Annotated in this window: 25 protein-coding genes and 1 tRNA gene; 16 read left to right on the top strand and 10 right to left on the bottom strand. The window is 73.0% G+C overall.

All coding sequences use genetic code 11. The annotated features are described in order from the left end of the window. Window positions 1–534 precede the first annotated feature (534 nt). Window positions 535–605: transfer RNA gene (locus VM324_16155), tRNA-Gly, on the bottom strand. Window positions 606–1,795: 1,190 nt separating this feature from the next. Then, window positions 1,796–2,593, bottom strand: coding sequence for a PrsW family glutamic-type intramembrane protease (locus tag VM324_16150; protein ID HVM00823.1), 798 nt, complete (start codon window positions 2,591–2,593; stop codon window positions 1,796–1,798). Between the two features lie 72 nt (window positions 2,594–2,665). Between VM324_16150 and dcd the strand changes: the two genes are divergently transcribed. Further along, a complete protein-coding gene (gene dcd / locus VM324_16145; GenBank protein ID HVM00822.1) occupies window positions 2,666–3,238 on the top strand; it encodes a dCTP deaminase in 573 nt (190 codons plus the stop codon). Window positions 3,239–3,240: 2 nt separating this feature from the next. Then, on the top strand, window positions 3,241–3,681 hold the full coding sequence (locus VM324_16140) for a hypothetical protein (GenBank protein HVM00821.1): 441 nt from the start codon (window positions 3,241–3,243) through the stop codon (window positions 3,679–3,681). Between the two features lie 48 nt (window positions 3,682–3,729). Here the strand turns inward: VM324_16140 and VM324_16135 are convergent, their stop codons facing one another. From VM324_16135 to VM324_16120, 4 genes are all read right to left on the bottom strand, one after another. Next, window positions 3,730–5,493, bottom strand: coding sequence for a M14 family zinc carboxypeptidase (locus tag VM324_16135; GenBank protein HVM00820.1), 1,764 nt, complete (start codon window positions 5,491–5,493; stop codon window positions 3,730–3,732). 167 nt (window positions 5,494–5,660) lie between these two features. Next, the gene (locus tag VM324_16130; protein HVM00819.1) at window positions 5,661–7,808 is read right to left on the bottom strand and encodes a (Fe-S)-binding protein; all 2,148 of its coding nucleotides are present in this window, start codon (window positions 7,806–7,808) and stop codon (window positions 5,661–5,663) included. A gap of 111 nt (window positions 7,809–7,919) precedes the next feature. Beyond that, on the bottom strand, window positions 7,920–8,426 hold the full coding sequence (def, locus tag VM324_16125) for a peptide deformylase (protein HVM00818.1): 507 nt from the start codon (window positions 8,424–8,426) through the stop codon (window positions 7,920–7,922). Window positions 8,427–8,430: 4 nt separating this feature from the next. Then, window positions 8,431–8,946, bottom strand: a complete 516-nt coding sequence (locus VM324_16120; protein ID HVM00817.1) for an ACT domain-containing protein — start codon at window positions 8,944–8,946, stop codon at window positions 8,431–8,433. A 402-nt stretch (window positions 8,947–9,348) separates the two neighbouring features. Here VM324_16120 and VM324_16115 point away from each other — a divergent pair, with 402 nt between their 5' ends. After that, window positions 9,349–9,915 carry a hypothetical protein gene (locus VM324_16115; GenBank protein HVM00816.1) on the top strand — a complete coding sequence of 189 codons (567 nt, stop codon included), beginning with the start codon at window positions 9,349–9,351 and terminating at the stop codon, window positions 9,913–9,915. Window positions 9,916–9,919: 4 nt separating this feature from the next. Further along, entirely contained in the window at window positions 9,920–10,579 is a 660-nt protein-coding gene (locus tag VM324_16110) for a hypothetical protein (protein ID HVM00815.1), read from the top strand. A gap of 82 nt (window positions 10,580–10,661) precedes the next feature. On the opposite strand, the gene VM324_16105 is transcribed toward VM324_16110, so the two are convergent. Then, complete coding sequence (locus VM324_16105; protein ID HVM00814.1) at window positions 10,662–10,859, bottom strand: hypothetical protein; 198 nt, start codon at window positions 10,857–10,859, stop codon at window positions 10,662–10,664. A gap of 40 nt (window positions 10,860–10,899) precedes the next feature. Then, window positions 10,900–11,550, bottom strand: a complete 651-nt coding sequence (locus VM324_16100) for a hypothetical protein (GenBank protein HVM00813.1) — start codon at window positions 11,548–11,550, stop codon at window positions 10,900–10,902. A gap of 61 nt (window positions 11,551–11,611) precedes the next feature. Between VM324_16100 and VM324_16095 the strand changes: the two genes are divergently transcribed. Beyond that, window positions 11,612–12,142, top strand: a complete 531-nt coding sequence (locus tag VM324_16095) for a DUF192 domain-containing protein (protein HVM00812.1) — start codon at window positions 11,612–11,614, stop codon at window positions 12,140–12,142. Between the two features lie 23 nt (window positions 12,143–12,165). Here VM324_16095 and VM324_16090 read toward each other — a convergent pair whose 3' ends face one another. Both VM324_16090 and VM324_16085 read right to left on the bottom strand, forming a co-directional pair. After that, a complete protein-coding gene (locus VM324_16090) occupies window positions 12,166–13,680 on the bottom strand; it encodes a protein kinase (protein ID HVM00811.1) in 1,515 nt (504 codons plus the stop codon). A 4-nt stretch (window positions 13,681–13,684) separates the two neighbouring features. Continuing rightward, on the bottom strand, window positions 13,685–13,930 hold the full coding sequence (locus tag VM324_16085) for a helix-turn-helix domain-containing protein (GenBank protein ID HVM00810.1): 246 nt from the start codon (window positions 13,928–13,930) through the stop codon (window positions 13,685–13,687). A 72-nt stretch (window positions 13,931–14,002) separates the two neighbouring features. On the opposite strand from VM324_16085, the gene VM324_16080 reads away from it, so the two are divergent. The 11 genes from VM324_16080 to VM324_16030 all read left to right on the top strand — a co-directional run bounded on the left by VM324_16080 (window position 14,003) and on the right by VM324_16030 (window position 22,330). Continuing rightward, window positions 14,003–14,806, top strand: a complete 804-nt coding sequence (locus VM324_16080; protein HVM00809.1) for a hypothetical protein — start codon at window positions 14,003–14,005, stop codon at window positions 14,804–14,806. Then, complete coding sequence (locus tag VM324_16075) at window positions 14,803–15,402, top strand: hypothetical protein (GenBank protein HVM00808.1); 600 nt, start codon at window positions 14,803–14,805, stop codon at window positions 15,400–15,402. Before VM324_16080 ends, VM324_16075 begins: the two co-directional genes overlap by 4 nt. A 104-nt stretch (window positions 15,403–15,506) precedes the next feature. Next, window positions 15,507–16,256 (top strand): SAF domain-containing protein, encoded by a 750-nt coding sequence (locus VM324_16070; protein HVM00807.1) that lies wholly within the window; start codon window positions 15,507–15,509, stop codon window positions 16,254–16,256. Between the two features lie 8 nt (window positions 16,257–16,264). Beyond that, window positions 16,265–17,557 carry a hypothetical protein gene (locus VM324_16065; protein ID HVM00806.1) on the top strand — a complete coding sequence of 431 codons (1,293 nt, stop codon included), beginning with the start codon at window positions 16,265–16,267 and terminating at the stop codon, window positions 17,555–17,557. Continuing rightward, complete coding sequence (locus tag VM324_16060) at window positions 17,554–18,897, top strand: ATPase, T2SS/T4P/T4SS family (GenBank protein ID HVM00805.1); 1,344 nt, start codon at window positions 17,554–17,556, stop codon at window positions 18,895–18,897. Before VM324_16065 ends, VM324_16060 begins: the two co-directional genes overlap by 4 nt. Next, the gene (locus VM324_16055) at window positions 18,894–19,778 is read left to right on the top strand and encodes a hypothetical protein (protein HVM00804.1); all 885 of its coding nucleotides are present in this window, start codon (window positions 18,894–18,896) and stop codon (window positions 19,776–19,778) included. The genes VM324_16060 and VM324_16055 overlap by 4 nt, the downstream gene beginning before the upstream one ends. Continuing rightward, a complete protein-coding gene (locus VM324_16050; protein HVM00803.1) occupies window positions 19,775–20,680 on the top strand; it encodes a type II secretion system F family protein in 906 nt (301 codons plus the stop codon). Before VM324_16055 ends, VM324_16050 begins: the two co-directional genes overlap by 4 nt. Window positions 20,681–20,795: 115 nt before the next feature. After that, complete coding sequence (locus VM324_16045; GenBank protein HVM00802.1) at window positions 20,796–21,017, top strand: hypothetical protein; 222 nt, start codon at window positions 20,796–20,798, stop codon at window positions 21,015–21,017. Beyond that, window positions 21,017–21,412: a hypothetical protein gene (locus VM324_16040; protein ID HVM00801.1), complete on the top strand. Its 396-nt coding sequence runs from the start codon at window positions 21,017–21,019 to the stop codon at window positions 21,410–21,412. The genes VM324_16045 and VM324_16040 overlap by 1 nt, the downstream gene beginning before the upstream one ends. Window positions 21,413–21,414: 2 nt before the next feature. Beyond that, on the top strand, window positions 21,415–21,891 hold the full coding sequence (locus tag VM324_16035; GenBank protein ID HVM00800.1) for a hypothetical protein: 477 nt from the start codon (window positions 21,415–21,417) through the stop codon (window positions 21,889–21,891). After that, window positions 21,884–22,330: a hypothetical protein gene (locus tag VM324_16030; protein HVM00799.1), complete on the top strand. Its 447-nt coding sequence runs from the start codon at window positions 21,884–21,886 to the stop codon at window positions 22,328–22,330. The genes VM324_16035 and VM324_16030 overlap by 8 nt, the downstream gene beginning before the upstream one ends. The last annotated feature ends 151 nt before the right edge of the window (window positions 22,331–22,481 follow it).

Raw genomic sequence — 22,481 nt, 5'->3', positions numbered from 1 at the left:
CCGCGCCCGGTAGGCCGCGTTGGCTGCCTTCAGCGACGCCAGCGCCCGCTCGTGCTCGGGGTCGAGGTAGCGGTCGAGCTTGTGCGGATCCCCTGTGTTCGCGTGGCCGGTGTTCGCCGCGGAGAAGTGCACCCGGCGGGGGACCAGCATCGTCCCGTCGCCGCTCGCGGGGCCGGTGACGGCCGCGACCTTTACGACGCCCGCGGCTCTGGCGGCGGCGTTGGCCAGCCGCTCCGCGACGCCCTCCGCCCGGCCATCGGCAGTGCGCGCACGGGCGCCGCCGGCGACGGTGAACGTGATCGCCACGACGTACTCGGCGGCGTTCTGGAACGCGGGAGTCTCGTGGGGCAGGAGGGGCTCAGGCGCCATCGGCCACCCCCCTCCTGTTGCAACGCCGGGGCCTGCGTGCCAGTGGATGGCATCCCGGCGCAGCGGCGGCGCGGCGGCCGTTTGGAATCAGTGTGGAATCAGGATCCCCGGCAACAAGAAAGCCCAGGTCTGCGGAAACCGCTTCTGACCTGGGCTTTTGTGGAGAGCGGGTGAGGGGAATCGAACCCCCATTGCGAGCTTGGGAAGCTCGTGTTCTACCATTGAACTACACCCGCGGGGTGGGTCCGATGATAGGCCCACCCGGGCCCCCGGGCAATCGCGGGCGGGCTGCGGTCCAGGCCCGACGCCCCGGGCCTCCTTGGCCCCGTGCCGACCGCGGGAGCATCCTGTGGGCGATGACGTAACACGGGGGGCGGGGAGGCGAGTGCGGTGCTGGCGGGCGCCGCCGGCCACGCGCGCCTGGAGCCGGGGTCGACGACCGTCACCGTGCTCGCCCCCGCGCGGCTCACCGAGGGCCCGCTACAGCCTCCACCGGATCGACCTCGCGCCCAGCGCCGGCGGGGCGAGCCCGCACTTTCACCGCACGTTCGCGGAGTCGTTCCAGGTGGTGGGAGGGGCCGTCCTGCTCCACGACGGCCGGCAGTGGGTGACGGGCGCGAAGGCGACCACCTCTTCGTGCCGCCCGGCGGCATCCGCGGGTTCCGCAACGCGCGCCCGAGCCTGCGACGCTCATCAGATGAGCACGCCGGCGGTGCCGCGCGAGGACCTCTTCGCCGAGCTCGCCTCGTTCGCCGCCGGCGCCGCGCGGCCCACGGAACGTCGACGCGATCTGGGTCGCCGACTGGCTCACGCCGAAGTCGGTCACGGCGAGCATCGCGTCGCTGAAGTGGTCGGGGCCCGCCTACGCCGACGAGCTCGCGCAAGCGCTACCCCGGCGAGGTCGACTTATCACCGCTGGACTACGCCCGTGCGACCGTGACCTTCGCCAACCGCGACGGCCAGCTCGTCGTCGTCGAGGCCGCGACGTCGTGGAGCTTCGTCGGCGCCCGGCCTGCGGCTGTCGTTCGAGCTGTTCGGACCCGAGTACTCGATTGGCGGTGAACACGCTCGACACCGAGGCGAAGATCTTCCTGTCCCGCCGCCTGCAGGGCGTCGAGGGCGAGGACCTCGTCGAGAAGCAGAACGCCGAGCAGGGGCTCATGCCGGTCGTCGCCGACGAGGCCTTCACCTACGGCTACACCGACGGGAGCCGGCACATGGTCGCCGCGTTCCTCGACGGGCGCCAGCCCGCCGAGGACCTCGACGACGGCCTGCTCATCACCGAGTTGCTCATGGCGAGCTACCTGTCCGCCGAGCTCGGGCGAGACGATCCCCCTGCCCGCCGCCGACCTCGACGGGTACGTGCCCCCCGTCGCGCAGGGCGCCTGGGACCCCCGCAGCCTGCCGAAGGTCTGACCCGCGCCGGCTACCCCCGGGTCTCCGGGGGCGCCGGCGGCACGAGAGGGAACCACCGCTCGGGGGCGTGCGGCAGCAGCTGGCGCCCGTGGAACGGCGAGCGCGCGAGCGCGCGCCGCAGCAGCCGGGCGAACACGACCCCGGCAACCGCGAGGGCGAGGAAGCCGGCCACGATCCCCGTGCCGTTCCACGCCGCGTGGAACAGGGCGGCGAGCCCGACGCCGGCGACCCCCACGATGCGCGGTGCCCCGTCGAGCACCCGGCGGGCGAGGAAGTAGCCGGCGATGCCCGAGCAGAGGGCGTGGACAAGCGCGCTCCCGACGCCGCGCAGCACCGCGACCGCCGCGAAGCAGCCGAAGCCGGCGCAGCCGAGCGGCTCGCCCGTCCAGAGGTCCGTGCCGATGTAGGCGGCGGTGAGGTAGTCGATGCTCTCCACGGCGGCGAACCCCAGGCCCACCGAGCAGCCGTACACCATCCCGTCGACGGGCTCGTCGAAGGCGAGATGGCGGCCCGCCCCGACGCGAGCGCCGAGGTACTTGAAGGCCTCCTCCCCGACCGGGGCGACGACGACCGCGGTGAGAGCGATGCCGAGCACCCCCGCGAACGTGACGTTGACGAGCCCCGCCACGATCGCCACGGGAAACGCGCCGATCAGGAACAGCTTCGCGACGAGGCGCTTGGGCTCACGGTCGTAGCGGTCGCGGGTGTAGAAGAACCACAGCCACCCGAGTGCCGGGAAAAGGCTGCCGGCCAGCGCCAGCCAGAAGAGCTGCCCGTCGGTGAGACCGGCCTGTCCGAGTACCGCCACCCGTCCGCCTTTCGTCGACTCGCCAGCGTGTGCGCCATCTCCCCAGCGGACGCGCGGGTACGATCCCCGCCTATGATCCTCTCCGATCGCAGCATCCGCGAAGCCATCGCGGCGGGGCGCATCACCGTCGAACCGCTGAGCGACAACGCGATCCAGCCATCGAGCGTAGACGTGCGCCTCGACGACCGGTTCCGGGTTTTCCACAATCACCGCCACCCCTACATCGACGTGCGCCAGGCGATGCCCGACCTCACCGAGGAGGTCAAGGCCGGCGAGGACGCCCCCTTCATCCTCCACCCCGGGGAGTTCGTGCTCGCCGCGACGTTCGAGCGCATCGTCCTGGCCGACGACATCGTCGCGCGCATCGAGGGCAAGTCGAGCCTCGGGCGCCTCGGTCTGCTGACGCACGCGACGGCCGGTTTCGTGGACCCCGGTTGGGACGGGTGGCTCACCCTCGAGCTGTCGAACGTCTCAACCCTGCCGATCGCGCTCTACCCCGGCATGAAGATCGGCCAGATCGCCTTCTTCGAGCTGTCCACACCCGCCGATCGGCCCTACGGCTCCGACGCGCTCGGCAGCAAGTACCAGGGGCAGCGCGGGCCGACGGCGAGCAAGTTCTTCATGAACTTCCCGGCCCGCGAGTAGGCATGCGCGTCGCACTGCTCGTCGCGGTCACCGCCTTCGTGCTCGCCGCATGCGGAGAAGGCGCGGACCCGTTCGCCGGCCTGCCGCCCCGGGCCGTCCCCGACAGCATCCCCGCGCTCGCGAGTGCCCAGGGCTGGGAGGTCACCGGCAGCGGGGTCCTCGCCCACGGCGGCGGGACGTTCACGCTCGCCGTCCCCGACGAGGACGTGCCGGGACCCGGCGAGGGCCCGACCGAGATCGTGTTCCACCTCGACCGCGTCGAGGCCGACGGCACGACGCTACAGACCCTTGACATGGCGGCGGTCACCGTCACCGCCGGCGGCGCGCCCGCCGAGACGATGACCCTGCCCGACGAGGCCGGCGCCCACTACGCGCTGTTCGCCGAGGTCGGCCGCGCCGACGGGACCTTCGACCGCTACGACGACTGGCTGTACGTGCCGTGACCCGGAGTCGGCGGCGCGCCGGTCCCGACCGACCGAGCGGCCGGCGTGCTACGTGAGGCGGATCTCGCCGAGGTCGGCGGTCTGCCCTCGGTCGAGCCGCACCTGCCGGGTCACACTCCTCCCGCCGGCGGCGACGGTGAGCGTCCAGGCCTCCTCCTCCCCGCGCTCCCTCGCCATCGGGGTGGTCGAGGGGGGCAGGTGCCACGCGAACGCCCCGTCGGCGGGGGTGGCCATCGTCGCCCGCGACGGCTCGGGGTACAGGGTGCCGTCGCCGAGCGGGACGCGCGCGGTCCGGGCGACGGCCAAATCCGCCGCCACCGGGTTGCCGCCGCCGTCGACCACCCGCCCGCTCACGATGCCGTGGGTGGCGTGGAGGACCGGCGCCCCCCGCGGGTCCGTGAGCTCGACGGCCGTCAGGCGCGCGGCCTCGCCGAGCAGGAGGAACGACTCGCGGTTGAGCCGGTAGTGGTGGAGGGGACCGTCCTCACCGCCGTAGGGCGGGTGGAAGTTCGTGAACCCGATCTCGTAGGTGTAGGACAGCGAGCCGAGCGCCGCGTACGCCCAGTCCGAGGTCGTGCCCGTCGTGGCGTACAGCTCGATGCCATGCCAGTTGTTGTAGCCGTTGTGCGCGCACATGGCGGCGCCGAGGTCGCGCAGCAGCGGCTCGTCGGGGCTGTACTGCAGGCCGCCGCCGGCGTGGCCCCACGGCCGCAGCACGAGGCCGGTGTAGGTGTGGTTGGAGTTCAGGGTCACCGGCTGGCGCTCGCGCAGCAGGCCGGCGACGTTGCGGACCTCCGGCTCGCTGAAGGGCCCGGCTCCCCGGTGGGTCTGGTCGACGGGGACCGGCGACGCGCCCGGCCCACCCCAGCGCACCGAGTAGTTGCGGTTGGGGTCCACCCCGTAGGAGGTGAGGTTGCGCTCGAAGCGGTCGATGACCGCCTCGTCGAGCACGCCCCGGCGGTTCTTGCGCCAGTAGGCCTCGAGCCCGAGTGCGGCGAAGGGCAGGCTCACGGTCGGGTCGGACGTCTGCACGAGCGCGTCGCGGGACCAGCTGAACCCGTCGGGGTTGACGACGGGCACGAGAATGGTGCGGGTGTCGCGGCGCAGCGCGGTGACGCGCTCGTCGCCCTGCGGGTTCTCGAGCAGCTCGAAACCGAACATGAGCGTGAGCTCGCCCGCCGGCCACTCGCGGGCGTGGTGGAGCCCGTCCATGTACCACACGGGACGCCCGTCGCGGAGGTGGACGTCGTCGGCGATCTCGATGCCGACGACCCGCCGCCCCTCGAGGGTGCGCTCGGGCAGGACGATGAGCCGGGCCTGGAGCGGGAAGCGGGTCACGAGGCCGAGCAGGTCGTCCTCGTAGTCGCGCAGGGTCCGGTACGTGTCGCGCTGCCCCGGCAGGCGCCCCGTCGGCGCGCCCACCTGAGCATCCGTGGCCTGCAGGGCGCCCACGTCGCGGGCGATGACGTCCTCGACGGTGACGTCGAAGCGCAGGCCGCTCGCGACGAGCCGCTCCAGGTCACCAGGCCAGAGCAGCACCTCGACGGAGCCGTCGTCGAACATGCGGTGCGTGTCGTCGAACCCGGCCAGGAGCGCCGCGCCCTCGAGGCCGCCGGGCCACACCCGCGCGAGGCGCAGCACGTCGCCGGCGGCCACGGCGTGGGACACCCCGGTCGCCCCGCCCACCGCACCGCTCACCCCGCCGACGAGGCCGCGTGCCCCGACCGGCCCGCCGAGCGCCACCGCACCGAGGGTGATCCCCGCCCCCCTCAGCAACGCCCGGCGCGACACCCTCCGGCCGCTCTGCCCCATGGCTCTTCCGTTCCCTCGAGACAGGCCTCGCTCCCCGAGGGGACCAAGGTATCAAGGGTGCGCGACGAGCGCCGACGATCCCGTAAGGGGTCGACCTTCACCAAGCTGCAGCGCTAGCACAGCCCCCGCCGGCGGGTAGGGCACCACGCGCGCCCGACGCGCCGGCCTCAACCCGCCGGCTTCTCCAGGGGCTGGCCGTTGACCTCGGCCCCGGGCAGGAGCGACTCGGCGAGGATCTGCGACACGTCCACGACGCGGACCTGGCCCTCCGCGAGGTCGCCCCGGCCGACCTTGTCCGCGACGGCGTCGTCGAGCATCACGAAGCAGAACGGGCACGCGGTCGACACGAGGTCGGGGCCGAGTTCGAGCGCCTCGTCGACGCGCTCGTGGTTGACCCGCTTGCCGATGTCCTCCTCCATGTAGAAGCGTGCGCCGCCGGCTCCGCAGCAGAAGCCGTGGTTGCGGCAGCGGCGCATCTCGACCTTCTCGAGGCCCTCCACCGCGTCCACGACGGCGCGCGGCTCGTCGTACACCGCGTTGTGGCGGCCGAGATAGCACGGGTCGTGGTAGGTCACCGTCTTGTTCACCGCGCTCCGCGGCGCCAGGCGGCCCTCCGCGACGAGCCGGGCGAGCAGCTGCGTGTGGTGGATGACCTCGAAGCGCCCGTCGAAGTCGGGGTACTCGTTGCGCAGCGTGTTGAAGCAGTGCGGGCACCACGCCACGATCTTCACCCGCTGCGCGCCGGCGGCCTTCAGGGTCTCGACGTTCGTGCGGGCCATCACCTGGTAGAGGTACTCCATGCCGAGGCGCCGGGCCGGGTCGCCGGTGCAGGTCTCCGCGGACCCCAGCACCGCGTAGCGCACCCCCGCCGCGTTGAGCAGCTCGGCCACCGTGCGGGTCACCTTCTTCGAACGGTCCTCGAGGGCGCCGGCGCAGCCGACCCAGAACAGGTACTCCACCTCCTCGGCGATCTCGCCGTCGACGACCGGCACGTCGAGGCCCTCGGCCCAGTCCATGCGGCGGGCCGCGCCGACCCCCCACGGGTCGCCGGCGTTCTCGAGGTTGCGGAGCATCCCGCCCGCCTCCTGCGGGAAGCTCGACTCCATCTGTGCCTTGTACTGGCGCAGGTCCATGATGTGGTCGACGTGCTCGATGTCGACCGGGCACTCCTCCACGCAGGCCCCGCACGTCGTGCACGTCCACAGCACGTCGAAGTCGATGACCGCGTCGGGCTGGCCCGGCACGTCCCCGACGAGTTGGAGGTCGAGCACGCTCGGCCGCTGGCCGTCGGCGTCGATGCCGTCCCCCTTGGCGAGGCCCGGGTCGAGCAGGTAGGGCCCCTTCTCGAAGAGGTGGTCGCGCAGGTCCATGATGAGCAGCTTGGGGTTGAGCGGCTTACCCGTGTTCCACGCCGGGCACTGGCTCTGGCACCGCCCGCACTCGGTACAGGTGTACATGTCGAGGTAGCGCTTGAACCCGAAGTGCTCGATCGAGCCGACGCCGAGCACCTCGTCCTCGCTCATGTCCTCCACGTCGATGTGCTTCGTCTCGAGCTTGCCGAGCGCCTTCGGCCGGCGGGCGAACGCGGCGTTGGGGAAGATCGTGACGATGTGCAGGTGCTTGGAGTGCAGGGTGAAGACGAGGAAGCCCATCACCACGACGAGGTGGGCGACGAGGAAGGCCGTGACGATGATCCCCAGCGACGTCTCGCCGAGACCGGCCATGTAGCCGCCGAGCCACGTCGACACGAATGCGCCGTCGGGGTAGGGCAGCGTGCCCAGGGCGGCCCGCGCGGCGCGGAGCACCTGGAGGGTGTAGAGGACCCCGAACTCGAACAGCAGCACGTACCAGCCCTGGTCGAGGTTGGACCCGGCGAAGCGCGAGCCGCGTCCGAGGCGCCTCGGGTCCTGCACGAGACGGATGAGCACGAACCCCACGATCGCGGCGAGCACGAGGACGCTGAACAGATCCTGGACGAACCCGAGCCATGGGCTCCTACCGATCAGCGGGATGTGGAACTCGGGGTCGAAGACCTCGCCGATGGTCTCGACGAGGGTGGTCTGCACGACGAGGAAACCCCAGAAGATGAAGGCGTGGAACACGCCGGGGGCGGTCCACTTCAACAGCTTGCGCTGCCCGAGCACGTGGGTGAGCTGGTAGCGCAGCTTCGTGCCCCACCCGCCCATGCGCTCGGGCATCGGCTGGGCCCGCATCAGCAGCCGCAGCAGGAACCACGCCCGCCGGCCGGCCCGCGCGCCGAAGACCGCCAGCGTCGCCAGGCCCGCGGTGAGACGGACGAGGTCGAGGGTGTCCATCCGGCTGCTGCTCCCTGCCTGGGGGGCGTCGCCCGGCGGGCGGCTGCTCAGCGTCACCGAAGGGTAACGGGCCGCGCCGTCATCGGGCGAACCCCCGCGCCGGCTGCGCCTTCAGTCGCGGCGCGGCTGGTAGGTCTTGCGGCGGAACACGTCGGTGGTGAGGGAGGCCACCCGGTCGAGGATGATCATGCCGTCGAGATGGTCGAGCTCGTGCTGGAAGGCGCGGGCCTCGAAGCCCTCCGCCTCGTAGACCCGCTCACGACCGTCCGGGTCGGTCCCCCGGACCACGACCCGCAGCGCGCGGCGCACGTCGGCGGTGAAGTCCGGCACGCTCATGCAGCCCTCCCGGCGCAGCTCGCTGCCGTCGACGTGGAGCAGCTCCGGGTCGAACAGCACGACGAGGCCGTGGTTGGGCTTGCCCTTCGGATGGCCCGACACGTCGAGGCAGAACACCCGCCGGCTCACGCCGATCTGCGGGGCGGCGAGCCCCACGCAGCCCGGGGACACCCGCATCGTGTCGAGGAGGTCGGCGGCGAGCTCCTCGTCGGGGCGGCCGGCGGGTGCGGCTCGCCGCTTGAGGACGGGGTTGGGGATGGCCACGACCGGACGGACGGGCATCGGGTCAGAACGTGGCCACGTCGAGGGGGTGGATGCTCACGTCGACCCCGTCGACCTCGGTGGCGAGCAGCCTCGCCAGCGCGTCGGCGTCGTCGGGCTCGGCGAGGCTGATCTCCATCATCATGGCGTAGACCGGCCGCTCCCCCTCGAGGACCCGGGTGGTCAGGTCGGTCACGTTGACCCCGCGTTCGGCCAGCCGCCGCGCCACCGCGTGCACGATGCCGGGACGGTCACTGCCGTACACGCTGAGGACGTGGGTCGGGGGAGCCGTCGGGGTGCCCGCACCCACCTCCCGCACCGTGACGGTGAGGCCGAGGTCGTCCGTCGCGGCCGCCAGCACCGACTCCAGCTCACGGGGGTCGGCGTCGGTCGACACGAGGAGCATGATCGCGAAGTGCCCGCCGAGCACGGTCATCGAGGAGTCCTCGAGGTTGCCCCCACGCTCGCGTAGCACGCCGGTCACCCGGGCGATGATCCCCGGCCGGTCGGCTCCGATAGCCGTGACGGCGAGCTCCCCCACGGTGGCGCCTCCTTCCTGGTCGATGCGGAGAGTCTAGGTGGCGGCCGGCACCCGACGGGACGGTGATGGCGAATACGAAGGGCCTGTTGCACCGGGGTCGGTATCCGATAGGCTCCCGGCCGGCCCGAGAATGACCGCAGCTGAAATGTCATGAGGGGGACCGCAAGCGTGGCGCGACGCTGGGCAGGCGTGGGGCTCGTCCTGGCCTTGGCGGCCGGGGTCGTGGTGGTTGCGGTCCCTGCCGCCATGGCGGGCCACTGTCCCGGTGGCGGGGGGCATCGGCACGGGGGCTGCATCCCGCTGCGGGACAGCAACCCTGGCAACCCCGGCAGCCCGCCGGCACCGGCCCCACGCGCTCCGGCCCCGGGCGGCCCGCCGGGCAGTTCACGGGTCTGGGAGGCGGTGGCCGACACGGGCCCCGACGGTCAGCCGTGCTGGCGGGTCATCGGCGGGCTGCGGAACACGGGCATGACCGCGGCCGAGGCCGAGGCGGTCGGCGCCACGATGGGTATGCCCCGCTGCGTTGACGGGCCGGGCCCGCCGAGACCGGGTGAGGAGTGGTGGGACATGGTGACCCTGCCCGACCCCCAGGCCCGGGTGCAGCCGCGCGACTACGCCATCACCGGCGCGGCGGTGTACCTGATGATCGACGACGCGCACCCGGTCACGGTGACCCGGGTGAGCCCGTGGGGCACGACCTTCGAGATCCGCGCCGTCCCGGAGTTCACCGTGCACTGGGGTGACGGTGCCGTCACCCCCACCAGCGACACCGGTCGGCCCTGGCCCGGGGGGCCCGGCGAGATCACCCACCGCTACCGTGACCGGGCGGTGGTCACCATCCGGGTGGTCACCCGCTGGAACGCGACGCTGACCACCGACGGGGTGCGCGAGACCCTGCCGGTGTTCACGTCGGAGGCCACGATCGACGACTACCCGGTGCGAGAGGTGCAAGCGGTTCGCCACCGCTGATCCGATGAACCCGACCCGACGCTACGCCGCCCTCGGTGGGATCCTGGCTCTCGTGCTGGTGCTCGCAGGCTGCCGGGACGCCCCCGACCCTGAGGTCGAACCGGTCACCGCCGGCGAGGCCACTCCCGACCCCGAGCCGGAGCCCGAGCCGGAGCCCGACCCCGAGCCGGAGCCGCAGGCGGATCCGCTGGCCATCCCCGCCGACCCAGCCGGCCTGGACGTGGCCTACCTGCACCGCGTGGTCCAGGCCCTGTTCGCCGCCGACACCCAGCTCTTGCGCCACCAGATCACCACTCGGCAGCGTGACGAGGAGTGGCACGCCTGGCTCGCCGCCCTCTACGCCCCCGAGGAGCACGAGTTCAGGATCAGCTTCTTCGATGACGTCATCTCCCAGAACTGGGACGTCTACCTTCCTCCTGAGGAGGTCCAGGAGCTGACGGTGCGCGAGGTGAACGAGGTGATCACCGCCCGCCTCGACTGCGTGTTCCTCGAGGTCGTCTACCGCCAAGGGGGGTTCCTGGCAGACCACGCCGAGTGGGCTCCCGCCCACGTGACGATCGTGCCCCACCACGGCCAGGCCGACCCCGCCCGCAACCCCACCCCGTGGTGGTTCGTGGACTGGCTGACGTACGAGGGGGAAGAGCCCGTCAACCGCTGCGCGTAGGGACGCCAACCCCTGAGCTGTGAGACCCGGCGGTGCGAGCGTGACACCGGCGAGGCGTGGGCCGAGGTCGATGCGGGGCTGGTCAGGTGCCCTGCCGGCGCCGGCGCGGGTCCCACGTGTCGTCCCGGTCGGGCGGGGGTCCGGGACCGTCGTCGCGCAGCTCGGGAGGCGGGGGCTCGTCACGCAGGCGGTAGGAGCGGTACCAGATGATCAGCGCCAGCAGCGCCACGACGACGACCAGCCCCCCGATCAGGGGGACGGCGACGGCCAGGGGCGACATGGGCAGCATCGGTTCTGGGCTACCCGGCGCCGCCGGCTGCCTAACGCCCCCCGAGGGTCAGCAGCACGACCGCCACGACCGCCACGACGGCCAGCGCCAGCGCCACCAGTGGTCGACCGTGGCCTGGGCGGGCGGTGGCGCGGCGGGCCCCGGTCGCCGGCGGACCGAGGTCTCCGGCCGGGTCGTCGGCCGCGGCGAGGGCCGCGGGGACCGGCGGCGTCGGAAGGAGGCGCAGCTCGGCACGGCCCCGCCCGAGCAGGTCTCGTGCCTGTGCGCAGTTGTCGCACTGACGGGCGTGGGCGACGTCGGCAGGGTTGCCGACCGCCAGGCCGCCGAGACGCTCGGGGTGGGTGAAGGGGTCGATGACCGTCTCGGACAGGGCCTCCAGGCGCCCGTGGGCCAACTCGGTGCGGGCGTCGGCGGCGTCCACAGCGACCACCGCGGCCGCGTCCTCCAGAGCCAGCCCGTGCGCGTCGTGCAGGAGCGCGACCTCCGAAGCGGGGCACATCGTCGGCGTGGGTGCCGCCGTCGCCCGCACCTCGCGCAGCAGGATCTCGAGGCGCCGCCCGGGTTCGGCAGCGGCCACGGCCTGGCTGGCGGTGGCGCTGCGCGCGGCCGCGACGGCGGCCCCCTCGTCGCCGGTCAACCACCAGGCGTACGTGTAGGCCACCGCGAGATCCTCATCTGCCATCGCCTTCAAGGGTAGGGGCCCGGCACGGCCCACCCACCCCCCTGGCCCATATGCTGGCGGAGTGCGCGTGCTCGCTGCCCTGTGCGTGGTTCTGCTGCTGGCCGGCTGCGGGCTGACCGGCCAGGACCCGGGCGTGGCGGGAGAGTCGCCCGCCACCAGCCCGACGCCCGACGTGCCCGCGATGCCGCCGTTCGACGTCGCCTCGCTCACCTTGCTCGACCCGGACGGCGGCCAGGTCGAGATGGCGGTGTACGTCGCCGACCAGCCGGCCACTCGCCAGCAGGGCCTCATGGGTGTGACCGACCTGCCACGAGACGCCGGCATGGTCTTCCTCTCCCCCGAGGACCGCGGCGGCGGCTTCTGGATGAAGAACACCCTCATACCCCTGTCGATCGCGTTCTTCGCCGCGGACGGCGCCGTCCTGGCGGTGCTCGACATGGAGCCCTGCGAGGCCGACCCGTGCCCGATCTACGACCCCGGCGTCACCTATCGGGGCGCCCTGGAGGTCAACCAGGGCCACTTCGACGAGATCGGCCTGGACACCGGCTGGCGGGTCGAGCTGCCGTCCGCCCTCGCGGACCGGGCGCGGTGACGGGGCTCGACCCGCCAGGTCCCTCAGGCGTCACCCGGCGCGGCCCCCGCGACGTCGACGTCGTCGCAGCCGTCCCCGGACGTGTCACGCACCCGCGGCTCGCCGCCCCGCCGGTCGGAGTCGAAGGCCGGCGCGCTGTAGACCCGGGGACTGTCGACCGTCGCCCAGCCGGCGAACAGGAACACCTGGCCGGTGTCGGGCCGGTACACCCCTGGCGTGTAGGTGCCGTCGCAGTTCCAGTCCCCGACCACGGCCCGGTCGCCGTCGTCGCCCACGACCAGCTCGACCGGCGGTTCGTCCGGTTCGAAGTGCACCGTCACCGTGTTGCGCCGCGTGGTGATCGTCACCGGGCAGCCGCCGAGCTCCACGAGGCCGACCGCGTGCTGGTCGACGGCGTCGCCGTCCACGGCGGCAGGCGGGCGGCAGTCGACCGCCGGTGTCCGGGGCTGCGCTCCGAGCGGCAGCGGCGCGGTCGGCGCGACCGGGGCGAGCTGCACGGTGTCGGCGTTGCCGTCACCGGACGTCAGCAGGACCATCAGCGCGACCGGGCTCGCGAGCAGGAACAGCGCCGTCACGACCACGACCGGCTTGCGCCAGGCGGTGCGCTCACGCGCGGGCGGCTGCTCGCGGACGACGGGCTTGGGCCCGAACGTCCGCGTCTGCCGGGGCGCCCCCACCGTGGCTGGCTTCGAGGCGTCCGCGGTGACGGGCGGCGCCGGCCGGGGCTCGGGCCCGGTCTGACCGGCAGCCCCCCGCAGCGCCGCGGCGAACTCCTCGGCGGAGGCGAACCGCTGGGCGCGGTCGCGCGCGAACCCGCGCTCCACGGCCCCCGCCAGGGCGCGTGGTACGCCGGGCACCGCTTCGACCAACGGCGTGTACACCGCGAGGTCCGCGGCGCGCAGCACGGCAAGGGGCGTCGGGCCGGTGAAGGGCGGTCCCCCCGCCAGCATCTCGTAGGTCAGCACGGCCAGGCCGTAGACATCGCTGCTCGGGTCGGGCTCGGCGCCTCCGGCCACGTCCGGGTCGAGGTACTCGGCCGTGCCGGCGATGCCACCGCCGCTGAGACGCCGCCCACCCGGCACGAAGGCCAGACCGAAGTCGCCGAGGAGCGGCTGCCCGTCGGAGGTGAACAGGACGTTGCCGGGCGTGACGTCGCGGTGCAGAACCCCGCAGCGGTGCACCGAGGCGAGCGCCTCAGCCAGGGGCAACGCGATCCGCAACGCGCGTTGCGGCTCCAGGCGGCCCAGGTCGCCGAGCAGGTCAGCCAGGGACCCCCCCGGCGCGTACGCCATGACGATGGCGACACCCTCGCCATCCGGCACCAGCTCGTGGACGCTGACCACGTGCGGATGGTCGAGGCCCAGCAGGGCTTCGGCCTCGCGGCGAATGCGCTGCACCAACCCCGGATCGCCGGGGTGGACCCGCTTCACCGCGACGACCCGCCCCGCGGAGCTCAACTGGTGTGCCCGCCAAACCGTGCCCATCGCCCCCGCGCCGATGCGCTCGACGAGCTCGTACCCAGGAAGGTCGCCGGCCAGCGGATCAGCTCCCCTCGTCGTGCCCGGCCGAAGGCGGGTAGAGGTGGCTCAGCGCCCCCGGCTCGATGCGGCAGCCCTCGACGAAAGCCTCCAGGTCCTGCTCACGGATGCGGATCACGCGCCCGAGCTTGTAGGCGGGCAGCTCGCCGCCGTCGATCATGCGGTACAGGGTGCGCAGTCCGACGCCGAGCCGCCGAGACGCCTCGGCGGTGCTGATCCACCCGCTCGCATCTGACGTCTCTGCCGTCATGTATCCCCATCCCTTTCATAGTCGTTGGTGCAACGCTAGAGTGCAGCGACCCACCCATCAAGGGGGACACCTGTGGAGGCGACGATCGCGCAACCGGCGCGCCGTGGCAGGCGCATCGCCCGCCCTCTGCTGCTGGCGGGATGGATCGCGACGCTCGCCACCGTCATCGTGGTGTTCAGCGCCCTCGGCGGCGGGCCGCTGGCAACCCCCGCTCTGACGGACTTGTCGGGTTGGGGTGGGTGGCTCGAGGTCGCCGGGCCCGTCGAGGTCGCTTTCGCCGCCGGGCGGCTCGTTGTGATCGCGGTCGCCTGGTACCTCCTCGGCGTCACCGTCATCGCCACGATCGCCCAGCTCATGCGCTGGGGGCGCCTGGGCACGGTAGCCGATGTGCTGACCCTGCCCTGGGCCCGCCGGCTGCTGCAGACAGCGCTCGGCGTCGGGCTCGCGACGGCCGCGCTGACCTCCGTCCACACCCCCCAGGGGCCCGGCGTCCCGCATGCCGTGGCCAGCGTGGCCGTGGCCGACGTCGCCTCCCTGCAGGGGCCCGCGCACGGTGACGGCGAGCACGCCGCGATGCGCTTCGTCGGCGGCACCGGCGACGAGCGCGTCGAGATGCGCATCACCGCCGGGGTGGAGGCCGCCGTGCCGACCTGGACCACCGCTCCGGGGGACCACCTCTGGGCCATCGCCGAGGCGGTCCTGGCCCGCGCCTGGGGCCGGCCCCCGACCGACGCCGAGCTCGTGCCCTACTGGCAGGCGCTCATCGAACGCAACCGCCCCGCGCTGGCGGACCCGGCCAACCCCGACCTGGTCTACCCGGGGCAGGTCTTCCAGCTGCACGACCCGCCACCCGACCCCGCCGGCGCAAGCGCGTGAGCGGACCCGGTCCACCGCACCGCGAACCTCCCGGGCGCACACCCGATCCGGTCACCGACCTGGTCGACCGTGCGCGTGGTGACGCCGACGCCGAGACGCGCATCCGCCAGCGACACCTGCGCCACATCGACACCGAGTCGGCCACCGTGGCCGGCCTGCTGCGCGACCTCCTCGAGACCGGGACGGGCCTGACCCTGCACACCACCGCGGGCCGCTCCCACCAGGGAAGCCTCCACGGCTTGAGCAGCGACTGCTGTGTGCTGCGCACCGCCGCGCGCACCGACATCTACCTTCCCCTCCACGCCGTCACGGCCGTGCGACCCCACCCCGGCGTCGCCCATTCCGACGCCGCCGGCGACCGCCGCGCGCCCGGCGACCTGCGCTTCGCCGAGCTCCTGGCCCTGCTGGCCGAACACCGCCCACAGGTCGTCGTCGTGCCCGCCGGCCACGGTCAGCCGCTGCTGGGCGAGCTGCGCGCCGTGGGCACCGACGTCCTGACCCTTCGTGTGGAAGCAGCCACGCGCGCGGTCGTCTACGTGCCGGTGCGGGCCGTGACGGAGCTGGCCGTGGCCGACGTGTCGGGTTGGGGATCGTGACCGCCTCGTCCGGCATCCGCGGGCGACACCCCCCGATCCCCTGGGCTAGGCTCCCGCTCCAGGGCCTCGACCGTGCACGGATGCAGCGGAAGTGAGGTGGGGCGATGACCGAACTCGACACAGCGCCACGCCGGGAGTCCGCCGCCGGGACCTCGAAGGCGCCCACCAGCGCGCGCAGCCTGCGCCGCCGGGGGGGTCTGCCGAGCGGGCGAGCGGTCGTCGGCGGGTTCCTGATCGCCGTCGCCGCCGTCGGGACCTTCGGTGCGTACACGCAGGCGACCGCGCCGCCGCGGACCGCCTACCTGGTCGCCACCGCCGACGTGCAGCAGGGCTCGACCGTCCAGGAGCGCCACCTCGGGCGTATCGCGGTGCATCTGCCTGAGCCGCTCGCGTCCACCACCTACCGCCGGCCCGACGACGTGGTCGGCACCGTGGCACTCGCCCCGATCCGCGCGGGCCAGCTCATCCAGCAGGGGATGCTCGCCGAACGGGTGACCGACGGCCTCCAGGAGGTCTCCCTGTCCCTGCCCGCCGACCGGGTCTTCGCCGACGGCAACCCGCTGCGGGTCGGTGAGCGCATCGACCTGCTCGCCACCTACACCGACGGGCCCGAGGCGTTCACCACCGAGATCGTCCGCGGGGCGCTGGTGCTGACCGTCGGCGGCTCTGGCGGCGACGGGCTGGCCGAGCGGGGGCGCCGATCCATCACCGTCGGGCTGGCCGACGAGACGCAGGTGATGGCGTTGACGCACGCGCTCGCGGTCGCCGAGGTCGCGGTCGCGCGCGTCACCGGTCAGGCCTCCGACGCCGATCCCCCTCGGACCTTCCGCCCGCTGACGCCGGATCGGCCCTAGAGAAGATCGTGCCGAGCGAACGCTACGTCCTGCTGGGACTCGGGCGGCCCCGTGCCGACTGGTTCCGCGCGGTGGGCCAGTGGGCGACGACCGCCGCCGTCCCCGCCGAGTTCGGCAAGTGCGTGTCCGCCGAGGAGCTGCGCACACGCCTCCGCACCGGTCAGGCATGCTCGGCGGTGCTCCTCGACGGGAGCCTCGCCGCGGTCGAGCGGGACCTGATCGCCGACGTCCGCGACGCGGGAGCGGCGCCGATCGTCGTCGACGCGGGGACTCGGGACTGGGCGGCCCTGGGCGCGCTCGCGGTGCTGCCACCAGGATTCGGGCGTGCCGAGCTGCTCGACGTGCTCGCAAGCCACGCCGAGCTCGTCGCCTTCGGCGAGGTGGAAGGCACCGGGCTCGACGGGTCCATGGAGGTGCCCGCGGCGATGCCGGGTCGGATCCTCGCCGTGTGCGGTCCGGGCGGCACCGGGGCGTCCACGGTGGCGATCGCGCTGGCCCAGGGCATCGCGGCCCAAGCCGACACCAGCGTCGTGCTCGCCGACTGCTGCCGGCGTGCCGAACAGGTGATGCTGCACGACGCGCGTGACGTCTTCCCCGGCATCCAAGAGCTCGTCGACGCCCACCGCAACGGCGTGCCGGGTCTGGCCGACGTGCGGGCGTCGACCTTCCACGTCGCCGAACGCGGCTACCACCTGCTGCTCGGGCTGCGCCAGTCCCGCTACTGGGCGACCCTGCGGCCGCGGGCGCTGGATGCCGCGCTCGACTCCCTGGTGCGAGGCTTCAACGCCGTGGTGTGCGACATCGACAGCGACCTCGAGGGCGAGGACCAGGCCGGCTCGTCCGACGTCGAGGAGCGCAACCTGCTCAGCCGCCGGCCCGCGCAGCGGGCCGAGCTCGTGCTCGTCGTGGGATCAGCGTCCATGAAGGGCCTGCACTCACTGGTCCACGTGGTCGCCGACCTGGTCGCGGCTGGCGTGCAGCCGAACCGCATCGGGCTGGTGGTCAACCAGGCGCCGCGCAAGGTCAAGCAACGCGCCGAGCTCGCCCGCTCGCTCGCCCGGCTGCTGCCGCGAGCCGGTGTCCCCGAGCCCCCCGGGCCACTGTTCCTGCCCGAAGCCAGGGTCGAGCAGGCGCTGCGCGACGGGGTGGCCCTGCCCGCTCCCCTGCCGGCCCTGCTCGCCGGGGCGTGCGAGGCGGCGCTCCGCCGCCTGGCCGAACCCGGGCGGCTGAGCACGCCGTCGACCCAGCCGATACGGGTGCGTCCCGGCTCGCTCGGGGTCGTCGGGAAGGCGGAAGGATGAGCGCGCCCCTGGAGGTGCCGGTGTCGCCGCTGCTCGAGATCGAGCACGCGGTGCAGGCGCGCGGCAAGGGCCAGGTCTTCGAAGGCGCCGAGGGCGACGCGAAGCTGCGCGCGCTCATCACCGAGGAGATCGCGCGCTGGAGCGTCGAGCACAAGCGCGGCGCCCGGCCGTTCGACCTCGCCGACCCGCGAGGGGTCGCCGACCGCGCGTACCGCAACCTCGCTGGGTACGGGCCGTTGGAGCCGCTGCTGCGCGACGACGACGTGTGGGAGATCATGATCAACGCCCCCGACGCGATCTTCGTCAAGCGCCACCAGGGGCCGAGCGGCTACCACGACGAGGTGTTCCACGACGACGAGCACGTGCTGCGCACGCTGACCCGGATCCTCGACGACGCCGCTGCCTCGCACCGCAAGCTCGACCCCGCAGAAGGGTTGCAGGACGCGCAGCTGGAGACCGGGGCGCGGCTGCACATCGTCCACGGCGACATCGGCCAGGACGGGCACACGCTGGTGAACATCCGCAAGTTCACCGGGGTCGCGTTCCGCTCCCTCGACGAGCTGGTGGACCGGGGGATGCTCGAACGCGAGGTCGCCGATTTCCTGCGCGCCTGCGTGCAGGCCCGGCAGTCGATCGTCTTCGCCGGCCCGCCCGGCTCAGGAAAGACGACCATGATGTCGTGCTGTGCCGCCGAGCTCGACCCCAGCCTGCGGGTGGTGGTCGCAGAGGAGGTGTTCGAGGCCGACGTTCCGCTGCCGAACGTGGCGTCCATGCAGACGCGTGCAGCCCGCCCCGACCGGGCCGAGATCGACCTGCGCCGGCTTGTCGCCGGCTTCCTGCGCATGGCTCCCGACATCGCGATCGTCGGTGAGGTCCGTGACCGCGAGGCGCTGCCGCTGCTGCTCACCCTGTCGAGCGGGGTCAAGGGCTTCACGACCATCCACGCCGGCTCGGCGCGCCAGGCCCTGACCCGGCTGCGGTTCATCTGCCAGCTGTCCGACACGCGCAGCGAGCTGCCAATCGCCGCGCTGAACAGCCTGGTGACCGAGGCCGTCGACGTGGTCGTGCACTGCGCCCGGCTGCGCGGCAGGGTCCAGGTGACCGAGGTCCTCGCGGTGGAGGACCAGCAGGGTGGGGCCGACAGCACGCAGTTCACGACCACGTCGGTCTTCACGCGCGAGGGGTGGGACGCGCCGCTGCACTGGAGCGGCCACGTGCCCGTCAGGGTCGCCGAGGCGCTGGCGGACGCGGGCGTCGACGTGCGCCGCCTGCTCGGCGACCGGCCGACCCGCACCCCAGCCAAGACGACCGCGGCCAAGCGACGGGTGTCGCAGAAGTGATCGGTCTGCTGCTCGCCGTCAGCGCTGGCTACGGCGTCTACCTCGTGTACACGAGCGTCGCGTTCGGCTGGGAGGGCATCGCGTTCGCTCCCTCCGCCCTCGGGGCGCGGATGCGCCGGGACCGGATCGGGGACTTCCTGGTGCAGGCCGGGCTCGATCAGGCCCGACCGGCCGAGCTGGTGGGGATCTGCGCCGTGCTCGCCCTGGTCGGCGCCGGCCTGGCCTACGCCGTCTTCGGCGGCGTGCTGCCGCCGCTGCTCGTCGGCCTCTTCGCCGCCTCCGTCCCGCTGACGTCGGCGGCCGCCCGCCGCCGTGGACGCCTGGAGCGGGCCCGCGAGGCCTGGCCGCGGATGATCGAGGAGGTCCGCCTGCTCGCGACCTCGGCGGGCCAGTCGATCCCGCAGGCGCTGTTCTCGGTCGGCACGCGCGCGCCGGAGGAGATCCGGCCCGCGTTCGAGGCGGCGCACCGTGAGTGGCTCATCTCGACCGACTTCGAGGGGACGGTGGGGGTGCTGAAGCAGCGCCTGGCCGACCCGACGGCCGACTCCGTCTGCGAGACCCTGCTCATCGCCCACCAGGTTGGCGGCAGCGACGTCGACAAGCGGCTCGCCGCGCTGATCGAGGACCGCATCGCCGACCTTCAGGGCCGCAAGGACGCACAGGCTCGACAGGCGGGCGTGCGCTTCGCCCGCCTGTTCGTGCTGATCGTGCCCGCCGGGATGGCCGGGGTGGGGTTGTCGATCGGCGAGGGGCGCGCCGCCTACGCCTCCTCCGGGGCGCAGCTGGCGGTCGTGGTCGGGCTGCTGATCCTGCTCGGCTGTTGGGGGTGGGCGAGCCGGATGCTGCGCCTGCCCGACGAGGAGCGGGTGTTCACCGCATGAGCTGGCCGATGGTCGTGTCCGGATTGCTCCTGTGGGTCGGCGTGACCCTGCTGCTGTCACAGCTTCGCTGGTTCTCCCGCCGGTCCCTGGCCGACCGGGTGGCGCTGTACGCCCCCGGCGGGATGGCCAGGCGGGAGCGCAGCGGCCTGCTCTCGGTCGAGTCCTTCAACGAGGTGGTCGGCCCGCTGGCGAGCGCGATCGGGGGGCGGGTATCGGCACTTTTCGGTGTGAGCGAGGACCTCGAGCGGCGCCTCGAGCGCATCCATTCCCCGATGGGCGTCACGGCCTTTCGGGTGCGTCAGTCCGCATGGGCGCTGGTGGCCTTCGGGGTTGCCGCCGCGGGCGCGGTCGCGCTGCGCCCTCCGCTGCTCGTGGGGCTCGCGATGATCGCCGGTTTGCCACTCCTGGCCTTCCTCCTCCTCGAGCAGCACGTGGTGGCCGCGTCCGAGCGCTGGAAGCGGCGCATCTTCCTCGAGCTGCCGGTCGTCAGCGAGCAGCTCGCGATGCTGGTGTCGGCGGGGTTCTCCCTCAGCGCAGCGCTGGGGCGTATCGCCGGGCGGGGGCACGGCGCGATCCAGCACGACCTCGCCAGGGTCAACACGCGGATCCGCCAGGGACTCAGCGACGTCGAGGCCCTCGAGGAGTGGGCGGCGCTGGCCGACGTGCCGGCGCTGACGCGTCTCGTGCCGGTGCTCGCGCTCAACCGCCAGGCCACCGACCTGGGTCGGCTCATCACCGAGGAAGCCCGCGCCATCCGTCGCGACGTCCAACGCGAGCTCATCGAGACGGTCGAGCAGCGCGCGCAGAAGGTATGGGTGCCGGTGACGATCGCAACCTTGATCCCCGGGGTGATCTTCCTCGCGGTGCCGTTCGCCGTCGCGATGTCCCGGTTTGCTGGCTAAAGAGACACTGGCTTGACCCAAGCCCACCCGCTAGCGTTGTGACGCTGCGTCCATGAATCGTCACGGAAACCCACGGTTGCCCAGCGGGCGACTCACAGCAACGGGAGGAACGCCGATGTCCGACGCGCTGCTGTCCGCCTACCTCACCGTCAAGCTGCTGCCCACCACCCTCGCTCAACGGATCGCGCGCGACGAGGCGGGCGAGGGCGTCATCTCCACGGCGATCGCCGTGCTCATCATGGCGGGCCTGGGCCTGCTCATGTGGTTGGCCTTCGAGCGGATCTGGGGCAACGCCGAGGGCAGGATCGAGACCAACATCGAGCAGATCGGTGGCTGATGGCCCGGGTGCCGGTCAGCGGTGAGGACGGCACCGGGCTCGTGCCCGCACTCGCCGGCCTCACGGTCTTTCTGGCCTTGCTGTTCTTTGCCACCCACCTGCTGATCGGTCTGTACTTCAACTCGGTCGTGACGGCCGCCACCAACGACGCGGCGCGGATCGTCGCCGGGTCCGGGGGCGAGGGGACGGACGCGCAGGCGCACGTCCTGGGTCTGCTCGGCTCCTACGGCGGCGACGTGCGCGTGACCGCGGCTGACGACGGTGACTTCGTGGCGGTGACGGTCGTCGCCCAGGCGCCCCGCCTGCTGTGGCCCGGGCTGATGCGTGCGGTGGGGGTGGAAACGGTGGAGCGCACGGTGCGCGTCCGCCGGGAGACCCTGGTAGAGAGCGGCTAGCGATGCCAGTGCGGCTCGCGGGGGAGTCAGGAGTTGTGGGGGGACTGGAGGCACTGGCATTCGGCTTGCTCACGTGCATGATCGGCGGGCTGCTGATCGCCAACACCTGGGCGGTCGTGGACGCCAAGTTCACGACCGCCGCGGCGGCGCGCGAGGCCGCCCGCGCGTACGCCACGGCGCCGGACGCCGCCACAGCCGAGGACGCGGCCGTGGCCGCCGCGCATGAGGTGATCCGCGGGTACGGGCGCAGCGTGGAGCGCTTCACCCTGCCCCCGCCGGCCGGCGACCCCTTCGGGCGCTGCGTGCGGGCGACGTTCACCGCCTCGTACGACGTGCCCACCATCACCCTGCCGTTCATCGGGGGATTCGCAGCGCCCACCATCACCGTGAACGCGACGCATTCGGAGATCGTGGACCCCTACCGCTCGGGCCTCGACGTCGACAGGGGGGTGGCCTGTGAGACGGCCTGGGGTGGCTGACCGGCGCGACGGGCAGGCGGGCAGCGCGCTCATGCTCATGCCCGCGGCGATCCTGATCATGATGGTGCTCGCAGCGATCGCGGTGGACACCGCCATCGCGTTCCTGGCCCAGCGCCAGCTCGGCGACATCGCCGCGGCGGCCGCCAACGACGCGGCCGGCGAGGCCGTCGACGAGCAGGCTCTCTACGAGAAGAGCCGCTTCGCACTCGATACCCAGCGTGCCGAGGAGGTCGCCTTGCGCTCGCTCGACGCCCGCGGCAGCGAGTTCTTCACGATCACCGACTTCTCCGTCGACGTCGGACCCGGGCGGGACCGCGTGGTAGTCGCCGTCGAGGCCCGTGTGCCGCGGTTGTTCGCCCCCGCCCTGCCCGGCGGGCTGTCAGAGCGCACGGTGACCGCCCGGGCGGTCACCGACGCCGTCATGGCCGGACCCGAGTGAGGTGACGTACCGTGAGAAAGCGGGGGATGGACTCGCGGCTCTTCTGAGAGACCTTCGAGGACGAGACGACGATCGTCGACTATCGGGTGGTCGAGGTCCAGGCGGTCCGCTATCGCTAGGTGCGGAGACGGCATGAGGCGCTTTGGAACAT

Source organism: Egibacteraceae bacterium, assembly GCA_035540635.1.
GTDB lineage: Bacteria > Actinomycetota > Nitriliruptoria > Euzebyales > Egibacteraceae > DATLGH01.
The sequence above is the reverse complement of the archived record's forward strand: the minus strand, read 5'-3'. Positions and strand labels throughout refer to the sequence as shown.

Bases quoted from the DNA above. Each gene is read 5' to 3' on its own strand.
- dcd (HVM00822.1), top strand. From the start codon at position 2,666: ATGATCCTCTCCGATCGCAGCATCCGCGAAGCCATCGCGGCGGGGCGC.
- VM324_16140 (HVM00821.1), top strand. From the start codon at position 3,241: ATGCGCGTCGCACTGCTCGTCGCGGTCACCGCCTTCGTGCTCGCCGCA.
- VM324_16135 (HVM00820.1), bottom strand. From the start codon at position 5,493: ATGGGGCAGAGCGGCCGGAGGGTGTCGCGCCGGGCGTTGCTGAGGGGG.
- VM324_16130 (HVM00819.1), bottom strand. From the start codon at position 7,808: ATGGACACCCTCGACCTCGTCCGTCTCACCGCGGGCCTGGCGACGCTG.
- def (HVM00818.1), bottom strand. From the start codon at position 8,426: ATGCCCGTCCGTCCGGTCGTGGCCATCCCCAACCCCGTCCTCAAGCGG.
- VM324_16110 (HVM00815.1), top strand. From the start codon at position 9,920: ATGAACCCGACCCGACGCTACGCCGCCCTCGGTGGGATCCTGGCTCTC.
- VM324_16105 (HVM00814.1), bottom strand. From the start codon at position 10,859: ATGTCGCCCCTGGCCGTCGCCGTCCCCCTGATCGGGGGGCTGGTCGTC.
- VM324_16100 (HVM00813.1), bottom strand. From the start codon at position 11,550: ATGGCAGATGAGGATCTCGCGGTGGCCTACACGTACGCCTGGTGGTTG.
- VM324_16085 (HVM00810.1), bottom strand. From the start codon at position 13,930: ATGACGGCAGAGACGTCAGATGCGAGCGGGTGGATCAGCACCGCCGAG.
- VM324_16070 (HVM00807.1), top strand. From the start codon at position 15,507: ATGACCGAACTCGACACAGCGCCACGCCGGGAGTCCGCCGCCGGGACC.
- VM324_16060 (HVM00805.1), top strand. From the start codon at position 17,554: ATGAGCGCGCCCCTGGAGGTGCCGGTGTCGCCGCTGCTCGAGATCGAG.
- VM324_16050 (HVM00803.1), top strand. From the start codon at position 19,775: ATGAGCTGGCCGATGGTCGTGTCCGGATTGCTCCTGTGGGTCGGCGTG.
- VM324_16045 (HVM00802.1), top strand. From the start codon at position 20,796: ATGTCCGACGCGCTGCTGTCCGCCTACCTCACCGTCAAGCTGCTGCCC.
- VM324_16040 (HVM00801.1), top strand. From the start codon at position 21,017: ATGGCCCGGGTGCCGGTCAGCGGTGAGGACGGCACCGGGCTCGTGCCC.
- VM324_16035 (HVM00800.1), top strand. From the start codon at position 21,415: ATGCCAGTGCGGCTCGCGGGGGAGTCAGGAGTTGTGGGGGGACTGGAG.